Below are 11998 nucleotides of genomic sequence, written 5' to 3' on the forward strand. Positions count from 1 at the left end.
CTCTAGTTGTTCTGCAGGAACTCCTTCGCGAGCGCGTCCCCGGCACTCACGGCGGCGTCATGGCTCTCGATCGGTGACGCCTTCGAGTTCTTGAACAGGATGTACGTGACACCGGACTCGGCGCCGCCGGTCTCCGGATCGGGGTCGATTCCGAGGGCCTTCGCCGTGGCGTAAGAAGCCTCACCGATGATCTTGTCGGGGCCGGTGTCACCGACGACGGCGTACTCCACCTTGCCGTCGTAGATGACGGCGACGACGCCACCGCCCTTGATCCCGGCACTGCTGTAGTTCCAGATGGAACTGCTGCTCGGCACGACGACGTACGGCAGCTTCTCTGCGCTCAGCGGCTTGTCACCGGAGGTGTGGAACGCGGTGTCGTCCTGGAACCAGGGGTCGGTGTCCTCATTACAGGCCGTGGTCACCTGCCCGTCGCAGTCGATGTCCATATCGGCCTTCCAGAACACCGCGCCGTTCGCGCCGCAGACCGGCACCGTGGCCGAAGTCTCCTCGTCCGTGCGGTACTTGCCGTTCGAGATCTGCGAACAGGACGAGACCTTGGCCAGCAGATCGGCCGCGCTGACGGAGCCCTCCTTGATACCGGCGGACGGCTTCTCCCCGGCCGGAGAGGCGCCGTCCGCGGTGGAGCCGTCCGCGGTGGAGCCGGAAGGGCCGTCGTGGGACAGCCGGGCGGTTTGGGCGACGGGCGACAGGCGCACCGTGCCCGGGTGCGCCTGTCGCGCTGCCGCGGGTGCGGCGGAGGGGGTGAGGGAGCCGCCGGAGGCGGCCGGTGTCAGCGATCCGGCCGCGAGGAGTGCGGCGCCGGAGGCTGCGGCGAGGGCAAGCGCTTGCATACGCATGGTGGGGGTGCCCTTCTGTTAGGAAAGTTTCCTTACCGAGATGCCAAGATGCTCCTCCGGTCATGTTCGCGTCAAGACCCCCGAGGCCGGCCGCCGCGGCTCTCCCGCGGTCGGCCGGCCCCCTGCGTATGGTTATTGACGGCCCGTCATCGCCGCCCGGCGGGCCTCACCACCATCGCGGAACCGCCGCCCCGGCGCTCCGTCTCCGCAGCCGCGAGCCACCGCCCGTCCGGCAGCCGCTGCACACCCGTCGCCGCCCCGATCTCCGGATTCGGCGTGAAGACGTGCCCGAGCGCTTCGAGCCGCGCCCGCACCGGACTGTTCCACAGCCCCGGTTCGAGCTCCGTCTTCGCGGCGTTGCGCTGACTGGCGCGGGGCGCCGCGATGGCGTCCACCAGCGGAAGCCCCCGGTCGACCTTGCCGATCAGCGACTGCAGCACGGTCGTGATGATCGTGGCGCCGCCCGGCGAGCCCAGGGCCAGTACGGGCTGTCCGTGCTTGAGCACGATGGTCGGGGAGATCGACGACCGGGGCCGCTTGCCCGGACCCGGCAGGTTCGGGTCGTGGACGGCCAGGTCTGCGGGCGCGAACGAGAAGTCCGTCAGCTCGTTGTTGAGCAGGAACCCGCGCCCCGGCACCGTCATGCCGCTGCCGCCGGTCTGCTCGATCGTCAGGGTGTACGCGACGACGTTGCCCCACTTGTCGGCGGTCGTCAGGTGAGTGGTGTTCTCCCCCTCGTACGTCGTCGGCGCGGCCTTACCGCCCGTGGCGCAGTCGGCCGGATGGCGGGGGTCACCCGGCGCGAGCGGGCTGGTCAGCACCGCGTCGTCCTTGATCAGGCACTCCCGCGAGTCGGCGAACCGCTGGCTGAGCAGCTCCTTCGTCGGGACGTCCTCGAACTTCGGGTCGCCGACCCAGCGGCCCCGGTCGGCGAACGCGATCCGGCTCGCCTCGATGTAGCGGTGCAGGTACTGCGTCTCGCTGGCCTTCGAGAGGTCGGTCGGCTCAAGGATGTTCAGCGCCTCGCCCACCGTCGTACCACCGGAGGAGGACGGCGCCATGCCGTACACGTCGAGCCCCCGGTAGCCGGTCTTCGTCGGGGCCTGGCGCAGCGCCCGGTAGGAGCGCAGGTCCTTGGTGGTCAGATCGCCCGGCCGCACCACCCGGGACGAGCTGGGGTCGACGGGCGGATTGCGTACCGTCCGCACGACGTCGTCGGCCAGCTTGCCCCGGTAGATCTCGTCGAGCCCCTTGCGGCCGACCTCGTCATAGGTGCGGGCCAGGTCGGGGTTCTTGAACACCGATCCGACGACCGGCAGTCGACCACCCGGCAGGAAGAGCTTCCGGGTTGCCGGGAAGTCCGCGAACCTGGCCTGATTGCCCTCCGTCTGGGACCGGAACGTGCTGTCCACGACGAAGCCGTCCCGGGCGAGGCGCTCGGCCGGCTTCAGCACCTGCCGGAGCGACTTGCTGCCCCAGGTGTCGAGTGCGGTCTCCCAGGTGGCCGGGGTGCCGGGCGTGCCGACGCCGAGTCCACTGGTGACGGCGTCGTCGAAGGCGAGCGGCTTCCCGTTCTCCAGGAACAGCGAGGAGTCCGCGCTGCGCGGTGCGGTCTCCCGGCCGTCGATGGTCTGCACGGTCCGGGTCCTGGCGTCGTAGCGGACGAAGTAGCCGCCACCGCCAAGACCCGCCGAGTAGGGCTCGGTCACCCCGAGCGCCGCCGCGGTCGCCACCGCCGCGTCCACCGCGTTGCCGCCCTTGCGGAGCACCTCGATACCGGCGGCGGTCGCGTCGGCGTCGACGCTGGAGACCGCTCCCCCGTACCCGACCGCGACGGGGGACTTGGCCGTCGGCGCGACCGGTGGCGCGGATGAGGTCGGGGCGGCCGCCCCGACCGACACCACCGCGGCCAGAACACCTAACAACGACACATTCCGCGCGACGGAACGTCGCATGCGCACCTCCAGTGCAGGATCGTCCGCGCAGGGTAGCGCCGCCCCGGCCGCCCCGTCAGGACCGCCTCGAACTTGAGGCCGAATGCCCGCCGACATGCCCGCCCGTGACTGACGGCGTACGCGGCAGGCGCCGGGCGTGCTAGGTCCTGTCGTCGGCCTCATCACCCCGCCATCGCCACACCATGGCCGCCCTCGGTCCGCCCGGCGACCGCGTGCCGGCGCGGGTGGCGCGGGCGGCCTCCCCGCTGGTGCCGTACCGCGCACTCGTGTCGCACTCGGCGCTGGAGTCAGTGCGCTGTTCCGCGCCGAGCGGCGCCCTCCCGTCGAAACGCACACCGCGCGCTCGCTCGGTCAAGTGAATCCGCAGGCCAGCGAGTTGCAGCTCATGTGACGTGGGCACATTCCAGTCAGCGGTTCCCACCGTCGAGAGGGAGAGTGATGACGAGCCACGCAACTGAGGTCGGGCTGACAAGCCTTCTCCGCGAAGCGCTGCACGCGACGGACACGATGGCACGCTGGACGGCCGATACGGACGAGATGTGGTGCCGTGTCGTGCCGTGGTCGGGGAGCCGACGCGCCCAGGGCTGGAAGCTCCACGTGTCGGCGACGGTGGCCTCCGCGCCCGCCGTCCTCGCGAAGTCCCTGGACGTGCTGTTGCGCGACGAGTCGGCGTTCAAGTTCGCCCGGTCGCTCGACCAGGTGAGTGCGCTCAACTCCCGTTCCACGCCGCGCGGAAGCTCGGGAAAGTTCATCACCGTCTACCCGCGCTCCGACGGTGACGCGACCCGGCTCGCCCAGGAGTTGCACCGGGTCACGGCCGGGCTGACCGGGCCGCGCATCCTGTCGGACCGGCCGTACGCCGCGGACAGCCTGGTGCACTACCGGTACGGCGCCTTCGCCGGCCGGCAGCGGCTGTCGGAGGCGGGGCTGCTGGTCTGGTGCATCGAGGACCCCGACGGGAACCCCGTGGAGGACGAGCGCACCGGCCATTACGCTCCGCCCTCCTGGGCGGCCTGCCCGTTCCCCGCCTCGGTGCCCGAACCGCCGCGCACGGCGGAAGCGGCGGGCGAACCGGTGCTGCTCGGCGGCCGTTTCGCGGTACGTGAGGCGATCCGGCAGACCAACAAGGGCGGCGTCTACCGGGGAACCGATGTCACCACCGGATCCCCCGTGGTGATCAAGGAGACCCGGCCGCACGTGGAGGCCGACGCCTCCGGCCGCGACGTCCGCGACTGGCTGCGCGCCGAGGCCCGCGCGCTGGAGAAGCTCTCCGGCACCGGGCTGGCACCGGAGTCCCTGGCGCTCTTCGAGCACGGCCGCCATCTGTTCCTGGCCCAGAGCGAAGTCCCGGGCGTCCCCCTGCGGGTCTGGGTCGCCGAGCACTTCCGTGATGCCGGGAGCGAGCGCTACCGCGTCGACGCCCTGGCCCAGGTGGCACGGCTGGTGGACCTGGTCGAAGCGGCGCACGCCCACGGCTGCGTCCTGCGGGACTTCACCCCGGGCAACGTCATGGTCCGGCCCGACGGCGAGTTGCGCCTGATCGACCTCGAACTCGCCGTCGTCGCGGACGGCTCCGCGCTGCCCACCCGGGTCGGGACCCCCGGCTTCAGCGCCCCCGAACGTCTGGCCGACGCGCCCGTCGCCACGACGGCCGACTACTACAGCCTCGGCGCCACCATCTGCTTCGTCCTGGCCGGGAAGGTCCCGAACCTGCTGCCCGAGGAGCCTGCCGCCAGGTCCGACCAGGAACGACTCGCCGGATGGCTGACCGCCTGCGCCGAATCCCTCCAACTGCCCGACGTGCTGGTGGACATGGTTCTCGGCCTGATGCGGGACGTGCCCGCCGAACGCTGGGATCCCGCCCTGGCACGTGAGGCGCTCCAGCAGGCCGGCGCCCCGGCCCTCCCCGGGCCCCACGCGGCGGCCCGCACGATCCGTACCGCGCCCACCACCTGGACGGGCTCCCCGCAGGACACGGTGACCGGGATCGTGGACCACCTGGTGGACTCGATGACCCCGGTGGACGACCGGCGGCTCTGGCCGGTCTCCACCAAGGCCGGAGAGACCGACCCCTGCACCGTTCAGCAGGGCGCGGCCGGTGTCCTGGCCGTCCTGACCCGGTACTGCGAACACGTCAAGGACCCCCGCGTCCCCGCGCTGCTCGCCACCGCGGGCCACTGGATCGCGGACCGCACCGACACCCGCTCCACCCGCCCCGGCCTGCACTTCGGCGGCCGCGGCACCGCCTGGGCGCTGTACGACGCGGGGCGTGCCATTGACGACCGGGCACTCGTAGACCACGCGCTGGCACTGGCGCTGGCTCCGCAGGAATCGACACTCCACCACGACATCACCCACGGCACCGCGGGCAGCGGCATGGCCGCCCTCCACTTCTGGCACCGCAGCGGGGACCCGCGCTTCGCCGAACTGGCCGTCGACGCGGCCGACCGGCTGGTCCGCGCGGCACGGCGCGAGCCGTCCGGGGTGAGCTGGGCGATCCCTGCGGAGGCCCTCTCCGGAGAGGGCGGCAAGCGATATCTGGGCTTCGCCCACGGCTCGGCCGGCATCGGCTGCTTCCTGCTCTCCGCCGCACTCGTCTCGCGGCGCCCCGAGCACCTGGACCTGGCCGTGGAGGTCGGCGAGCAGCTGGCGGCCAACGCCGTCCTTGTCGGCCGGGCGGCCCAGTGGCCCGCCCAGGCCGAGGACGTGCCCACGGCACCGTACTGGTGCCACGGAGCGGCGGGCATCGGTACCTTCCTCGTCCGCCTGTGGCAGGTCACCGGGGACCAGAGGTTCGGTGACCTCGCCCGGCGCGGCGCGCGGTCCGTGATGGAACGCGCCTCCCGCGCGCCTCTCAGCCAGTGCCACGGGCTGGCGGGCAACGGTGACTTCCTGCTCGACATGGCCCTCGCCACGGGCGACCCCGACTACCGCGCGCAGGCCGAGGAGCTGGCCCGCCTCATCGCCGCGGAGGGAGCCCGCCGCCAGGGGCACATGGTCTTCCCCAACGAGTACGGGGACGTCTCGACCAGCTGGAGCGACGGGTCCGCCGGGACCCTGGCCTTCCTCCTGCGGATCCACCACACAGACCTCCGGCACTGGATGGTCCAGTTGCCGGACTGAGCGGCAGGAACCCTGCCGCCCACCCCTCAGAGAAGAAGGAGAATCCCATGGACATCCAGGACCTCGAACTGCTGGCGCACCTCCACGCCCTTCCCGAGACGGACCCGGTCGGCGTCGACGGAGCGTCGTTCTCCGGGACGTGTGAGTGCGTCGGTCTGCTGACCGTGCTGAACACGGTGTGTATCGGCATCAGCTGCGCCTAGGCGTGGTAGCACCACCCGGCCGGCGGCTGTCCCGGGACAGCCGCCGGCCGGATCAGCGTCTGGATCATGCCGGGTTCGCGGGGGTCGAGACGAAAATCCCAAGAGGAGGACCGGACCACATGCAGCTTCACGCCGGTGATGACGATCTCTCCCGAGCAGCCCTGATGACAACCACCCGCACCGGTCCGGAAGTCACCCGCCCCGTTCCCGTACCGGGTCCCGGGCCCGTGTACGCGATCAGGACGCGGGGTCTGGCCAAGAGCTACCCCGGCCCGGACGGCACCACCACCCACGCCGTGCGCGAACTGGACCTGGACGTGGAGGAAGGGGAGACCTTCGCCTTTCTCGGCCCCAACGGCGCCGGGAAGTCCACCACGATCGCCATGCTGTGCGCCCTGACCCGTCCCACCGCCGGTGACGCCACCGTCGCCGGAGCCGATGTGCGCACCCAGGCCCACCAACTGCGGCGCCAGGTCGGCATGCTGTTCCAGCACAGCGCTCTGGACCCCGACCTGACGGCCGAGCAGAACCTGCGCATCCACGCACGCCTCTACGGACTGAGACGGGACGTAGCGCGCCGCCGCGCCGCGGAGGTACTCGCGACGGCCGGGCTGACCGACCGGCTCCGCTCCCCCGTGAGCACCTTGTCCGGCGGTATGCGGCGCCGACTGGAGATCGCCCGTCAGCTGCTGCACGCACCCGCCGTGCTGTTCCTGGACGAGCCGACCACCGGCCTCGACCCGCACGCCCGTGCGCGGATCTGGGAGCATCTGCTCGCCCTGCGCGAACAGCACGGCAGCACGCTCTTCGTCACCACGCACTACCTCGAAGAGGCGGAGAACTGCGACCGCATCGCCATCATCGACCACGGCGAGCTGGTGGCGCAGGGCTCTCCGCTCGCTCTGAAGGTCGCGATCGGGGACGACCGGGTCGTGCTGCGCACCAGCGAGGACGCCACGGCACACCGGATCGTCCGCCGGAGCGCGCCGCCGGGACACTCCGTCACGGTGGACGCGAACGGCGTCTGCCTCCGGGTCCCCAAGGGCAGCTCCTGGATTCCCCGCCTGTGCGCGGAGTTGGCAGGCCACGGCATCGCCGTACACGCCGCGTCGGCGACCCCGCCCACGCTCGACGACGTCTTCTTCCACCACACCGGCCGCAGCATCCACACCACGCGCCCCGGCCAGTCATCCGCCGCCGGCCCGTCCGAAGCGGCGGCAGAGTCCGGCGGCGGCCAATGACCACGCTCCCACTGCGCCCCTCCACGAGCGCCCCGGGCAGCGAACGGGTGAGCCGCCCTCGGCACGAACTCCGCGCGGTCCACGGCCTGGTCTACCGCGATCTGCTCCGCCTGACCGGCCAGCGCGCCCACGTCGCGCTGATGCTGCTCCACCCGGTGCTGTACCTCCTGGTCCTCGGAGGCGGGCTGAACACCCTCATCCCCACCACGTCCCTGGGCGTCGGCTACCAGACCTACCTCTTCCCCGGCATGCTGATGATGACGGTGCAGACACCGGCCATCATGGTCGGCATCCGTCTGATCATGGACCGCCAGAGCGGCTACCTCCGCGAACTCCTGATGGCCCCGGTCCGCCGCTCGACGCTGCTCCTGGGCAACTGTGCCGGCGGGACGCTGGTCGCCACGGTCCAGGGCGCCGTACTGCTCGGGCTGGCCGGTCTGGTCGGCCTGCCCTACGACCCGCTCCTGTTGGTGCTGCTGCTCAGCGGGATGATCCTGATCTCGTTCGCCATCACCTCGTTCGCCCTGGCCCTGGCGGTGAGCCTCCGCAGGGCCGAGACGTTCCACACGCTGCTCGGCGTGGTGATGACGCCGCTCCTGTTCCTCTCCGGCGGATTCTTCCCACTCCAGTCCCTGCCCTCCTGGGCCCACACCCTGGCCGCCGCCAACCCGCTGGCCTACGGAGTGGACCTGCTGCGCCGCTGCATCGCCCTGCGGGCACCGGGCCGGGCGGCCGTCGGCGGAATCGACTGGGCCGGCCGGCAACCCTCTCTCCTGCTCGAAGCCGTCCTGCTCCTCGTCTGCGGTGCGGGAGCTCTGCTGTGGGCCGGTCACCGCTTCAACCGCCTGGAGTAGCCCGTAGTCCCGGCCCTGCACCTGGCCGCGCCCGCGCGGACGGGCCCGGTGGCGGGGCTCAGCCCCGGCGCAGCCGTCCCCGGACGGCTGCCAGCGCGGTGCTGACCTCGGTCAGCCGCAGCGGACGCGCCAGCAGCGCCACCACCAGGAGGAGGACCGCCATCCCGGTGCCCGCCGCGCCGAAGTCCCCGAGCCCCGACCCTGCCGTGTCCACGGCGCGGGCCGCCGCGTACGCCAGCAGCCCCCCCGGCACGCAGGCGGCCACCAGCCGCGCATGCGCCCGCACTCCGGGCGAGCGCGACAGCGAGGGCCGCTCCGCGCCGCTCCCGGAGACCCTGCGGTGCAGTACGTACGCCGTGACGGCGAAACCGGCGAACAGCGCGACGGAGTACGCCCCGGCCATCCCGGTGACCGCCCAGCGCGCGGGGAGCAGCAGGTAGGCGGCGACCGCGAGGCCGGCGTTGAGCGCCGCGATAACCAGGTTCAGGAGGAACGGGGTGCGGGTGTCGCTCATCGCGTAGAAGCCGCGGGAGAGCACGTACTGCCCGGAGTAGGCGATGAGCCCCGGTGCGAAGGCCGCCATCATGCCCGCCATCACGGTGATGTCGGCCGGGCCCGTCTGCCCGTAGCCGAACACCGCCCCCATCACCCACGGCGCGAGCGCGAGCAGCGCGGCGGCGGCCGGAATCACCACGGCGGCCGAGGTCCGCAGCGCGTACGAGACGTCCCGCCGCACCCCGGCCAGATCGCCCTCGGCCGCCGCCCGGCTCATCCTCGGCATCAGCGCCGTGACGAGGCTGACGGTCACGATGCCCTGCGGCACCACCCACAGCTGGAAGGCGTAGCTGTACGCGGTGTACCCCGCGCCGCCGGCCACGCCCTGGTCGACGGCGTGCTGGCCGGTAGCGGTGGAGAGCCGGGTCACCACCCAGTAGGCGGCCTGGTTGGTCAGCACCAGCATGACGAGCCAGCCGGCCGCGCGCAGCGGCCGGGTGAGACCGCTGCCGCGCCAGTCGAACCTCGGCCGCCAGCGGAACTTCGCGGCGCGCAGGGCGGGTACGAGGGCCAGGGTCTGTACGGCGATCCCGGCCGTGGTCCCCCAGCCGAGCAGTTGGGCCTGCGCGGAGGTGAGGCTGCCGTCCGAGTCGGCCGCGGTCCAGAGGTAGAGCCCGAACACGGCGATGATCACGACGTTGTTGAGGACCGGGGTCCACATCATCGCCCCGAACCTGTTGCGGGCGTTGAGCACCTGTCCCAGGAGGGTGAAGAGCCCGTAGAAGAGGATCTGGGGCAGGCAGTACCGGGCCAGGGCAATGGTGAGTTCGGCCTGGTCGCCGTCGTAGGTGGGCGCGTACAGGGAGATGATCAGCGGGGCGCCGACGACGGCGAGTGCGGTGAGGGCGAGGAGTCCGGCGGTGCAGAGGGTGAGGAGCCGGTCGGTGTAGGCGGCCCCGCCGTCGGTGTGTTCCCTGGCGACGCGGACGAGTTCGGGGACGAAGACGGCGTTCAGGGCGCCGCCGATCAGCAGCATGTACAGGATGTTGGGCAGGGTGTTGGCGACCGTGTAGCCGTCGGCCCGCAGTCCGGTGCCGAGCGCGGCGACGACGACCGCCGAGCGTATGAATCCGGTGGCCCGCGAGACGACGGAGCCGGCGGCCATGAGGGCGCCGCTGCGCAGCACCGAGCGGGATCCCGGCTGCTCGTGCTCCTGGGTGGCGGCCCCGGTGGTCGCGTCCGCGGCCGTCACCGGCGCGCCGGGCGGGCCCGGTCCGTCCGGGACGGGGTGGTGTTGCCGTCTGCTCCGCGCACCGATGTCTCCCACTCTCCGAGGGTCTCCACGACCTGCTCGCCGGTGCCGGCCCGCGGCGCGGCGGGGCGAGGGGGTGGTCGTCGGGATCGAAGGGGGGACGATACCGGACGCGGGCGGGCGTCCTCGCGGCGGTGCGCGCCGAGGTGCCGCAGGCCGCCGGGAGGGTCGCGGCGGACGCCGGGCCGGCCGTTCCCCGTGGGCCCGGAGTGGTTCTCCGGCTCCCACGGCGACCCGGCCGGTCACCGACGCGCCCCGATGGCCGACACCGTCGGCCCGTTGCGCACCGAGCACAGCCCGGCCGGCTCACAGCTGACCTTCCCCTCGCCGGTCCGGACCGTCATGCGGTCCGTGCCGTTGCACGAGAAGTGATCACCGGCTGCTACCGGGCGGGCACCGCTCCCGGGCACCGCCTCACGGCAGTTCCCGGCTACCGCGCTCCCGGCTGGAGCGTTCCTGGTTGGGCGGGTGCGACATCCACCGCCTCCGTCCTCGGATTGCGCCGCTGCCGCTTCGCCACCCAGGTCGCGAACCAGGAGAGCAGCATGCACATCCCGATGTAGATCGGCGAGATCACCATCACCACGGGGATGAAGGGAAGATCGTAGTCGAGGTTGGAGGCGATGAGCTTCCCGGCATGCAGGAATTCCTCGTAAGTGATCAGATAGCCGAGCGAGGTGTCCTTCAGCGCGACCACCAGCTGGCTGATGATGGTGGGCAGCATCGCGCGCACCGCCTGCGGGGCCAGCACGAAGGTCGTGACCTGCGTCTTGCGCATGCCCAGCGCGAACGCCGCCTCGTGCTGGCCGCGTTCCACCGAGTTGATGCCGGAGCGGAACACCTCGGCGAGTACCGAGCCGTTGTACAGGGTCAGCCCGGCGACCAGCGCGGGCAGCGGCTGTACCTTCAGCGCGACGAAGATGAAGAAGATCATCACCAGTACGGGCATGGCACGGAAGAACTCGACGAGGACGGTGGCCACCCAGCGCACCGGCCGGTGGTCGGAGAGCCGCCCGACGGCCAGGACGGCCCCGAGGGCCAGGGAGAGCACCGCGGCGTACGCGAACGCCTTGAGGGTGTTGCCGAGGCCGTGCAGCAGCAGTTCCTGGATGCCCTTGTACTCGAAGGGTGTCCATTTGGCGCTGGTGAACTGGTCGGTGTCGAAGAGCAGGTAGATGACCCAGCCGACGAGGGCGAGGATCAGGACCGTCGAGACGACTCCGTAGACGAGGTGCCGTCTGCGGGTCAGCGGTCCGGGGATGTCGTAGAGCACGGTAGCGGAGGGCGCGGAGTGACTGGTCATCGGGCGACTCCCCAGCGCTTCTCCATCACGTTGAAGACCGCGCTGATGGACAGCGTGATGATCAGGTAGCCGACGGCGATCCAGACGAAGGTCCAGATGATGCTGTACCCCAGCTCGTTGAGGGTCTTGTAGGTGCCGAGCAGTTCGGTGACGCTGAACGCCCCGGCGATCGCGGAGTTCTTGGCCAGTGCGATGAGCGTCGAGCCGACCGGCGGAATGACCGAGCGGAACGCCTGCGGGAGCACCACGTTGCCGAGGGTCTGCCCGAACGTCATGCCGAGGCTGCGCGCGGCCTCGCCCTGGCCGGTGGGCACGGTGTTGATGCCGGAGCGCAGCACCTCGCAGATGAAGGCGGAGGTGTAGCAGCCGAGTGCGATGACCGCGAAGACCTTGAACGGCAGTACCAGGCCGAAGCGTGGCAGGCCGAGCAGTACGGCGAAGAAGAGCAGGGTGAGCGGCGTGTTGCGGAGCACGGCGACCCAGACCGTTCCGATCACCCGGAGCGAGCCGACGGGTGCCACCCGGCAGGAGGCCATCACGAAGCCGAGGACCATCGCGAGGATCGAGGCGTAGACGGTGAGTTCGAGGGTGCCGAGGAAGCCCTTGCCGTAGAGCGAGAAGTTCTCGGTGAGTACGTCCATGGTTCTGGTCGTCC

The 11998-nt window shown here is 71.5% G+C and carries 9 protein-coding genes; 4 read left to right on the top strand and 5 right to left on the bottom strand.

Going from position 1 to position 11998, the window contains the following annotated elements:
* Positions 1 to 2: 2 nt before the first annotated feature.
* Positions 3 to 857, bottom strand: a complete 855-nt coding sequence (locus ACZ601_RS04655; protein ID WP_469532889.1) for a glycoside hydrolase family 75 protein — start codon at positions 855 to 857, stop codon at positions 3 to 5.
* A 146-nt stretch (positions 858 to 1003) separates the two neighbouring features.
* Positions 1004 to 2812 (bottom strand): gamma-glutamyltransferase, encoded by a 1809-nt coding sequence (ggt, locus tag ACZ601_RS04660; RefSeq protein WP_469532891.1) that lies wholly within the window; start codon positions 2810 to 2812, stop codon positions 1004 to 1006.
* Positions 2813 to 3250: 438 nt separating this feature from the next.
* Between ggt and lanL the strand changes: the two genes are divergently transcribed.
* The 4 genes from lanL to ACZ601_RS04680 all read left to right on the top strand — a co-directional run bounded on the left by lanL (position 3251) and on the right by ACZ601_RS04680 (position 8233).
* The gene (lanL, locus tag ACZ601_RS04665; RefSeq protein ID WP_469532893.1) at positions 3251 to 5935 is read left to right on the top strand and encodes a class IV lanthionine synthetase LanL; all 2685 of its coding nucleotides are present in this window, start codon (positions 3251 to 3253) and stop codon (positions 5933 to 5935) included.
* Positions 5936 to 5982: 47 nt separating this feature from the next.
* The gene (locus tag ACZ601_RS04670) at positions 5983 to 6138 is read left to right on the top strand and encodes a VenA family class IV lanthipeptide (protein ID WP_199884376.1); all 156 of its coding nucleotides are present in this window, start codon (positions 5983 to 5985) and stop codon (positions 6136 to 6138) included.
* 119 nt (positions 6139 to 6257) lie between these two features.
* Positions 6258 to 7379, top strand: coding sequence for an ABC transporter ATP-binding protein (locus ACZ601_RS04675; protein ID WP_469532898.1), 1122 nt, complete (start codon positions 6258 to 6260; stop codon positions 7377 to 7379).
* Positions 7376 to 8233: an ABC transporter permease gene (locus tag ACZ601_RS04680; RefSeq protein WP_469532900.1), complete on the top strand. Its 858-nt coding sequence runs from the start codon at positions 7376 to 7378 to the stop codon at positions 8231 to 8233. Before ACZ601_RS04675 ends, ACZ601_RS04680 begins: the two co-directional genes overlap by 4 nt.
* Before the next feature lie 58 nt (positions 8234 to 8291).
* On the opposite strand, the gene murJ is transcribed toward ACZ601_RS04680, so the two are convergent.
* The 3 genes from murJ to ACZ601_RS04695 form a co-directional block, all read right to left on the bottom strand.
* The gene (gene murJ, locus ACZ601_RS04685) at positions 8292 to 9980 is read right to left on the bottom strand and encodes a murein biosynthesis integral membrane protein MurJ (RefSeq protein WP_469533861.1); all 1689 of its coding nucleotides are present in this window, start codon (positions 9978 to 9980) and stop codon (positions 8292 to 8294) included.
* A 490-nt stretch (positions 9981 to 10470) separates the two neighbouring features.
* Positions 10471 to 11343, bottom strand: coding sequence for an amino acid ABC transporter permease (locus tag ACZ601_RS04690; protein WP_469532902.1), 873 nt, complete (start codon positions 11341 to 11343; stop codon positions 10471 to 10473).
* Positions 11340 to 11984: an amino acid ABC transporter permease gene (locus ACZ601_RS04695; RefSeq protein ID WP_469532904.1), complete on the bottom strand. Its 645-nt coding sequence runs from the start codon at positions 11982 to 11984 to the stop codon at positions 11340 to 11342. Before ACZ601_RS04695 ends, ACZ601_RS04690 begins: the two co-directional genes overlap by 4 nt.
* Between the last annotated feature and the right edge of the window lie 14 nt (positions 11985 to 11998).

It is taken from the genome of Streptomyces sp. NPDC104307, assembly GCF_055584045.1.

Coding starts and splice junctions, on each gene's coding strand:
- ACZ601_RS04695 (WP_469532904.1), bottom strand. CDS start 11,984: ATGGACGTACTCACCGAGAACTTCTCGCTCTACGGCAAGGGCTTCCTC.
- ACZ601_RS04680 (WP_469532900.1), top strand. CDS start 7,376: ATGACCACGCTCCCACTGCGCCCCTCCACGAGCGCCCCGGGCAGCGAA.
- ACZ601_RS04655 (WP_469532889.1), bottom strand. CDS start 857: ATGCGTATGCAAGCGCTTGCCCTCGCCGCAGCCTCCGGCGCCGCACTC.
- ACZ601_RS04675 (WP_469532898.1), top strand. CDS start 6,258: ATGCAGCTTCACGCCGGTGATGACGATCTCTCCCGAGCAGCCCTGATG.
- lanL (WP_469532893.1), top strand. CDS start 3,251: ATGACGAGCCACGCAACTGAGGTCGGGCTGACAAGCCTTCTCCGCGAA.
- ACZ601_RS04670 (WP_199884376.1), top strand. CDS start 5,983: ATGGACATCCAGGACCTCGAACTGCTGGCGCACCTCCACGCCCTTCCC.
- ACZ601_RS04690 (WP_469532902.1), bottom strand. CDS start 11,343: ATGACCAGTCACTCCGCGCCCTCCGCTACCGTGCTCTACGACATCCCC.
- ggt (WP_469532891.1), bottom strand. CDS start 2,812: ATGCGACGTTCCGTCGCGCGGAATGTGTCGTTGTTAGGTGTTCTGGCC.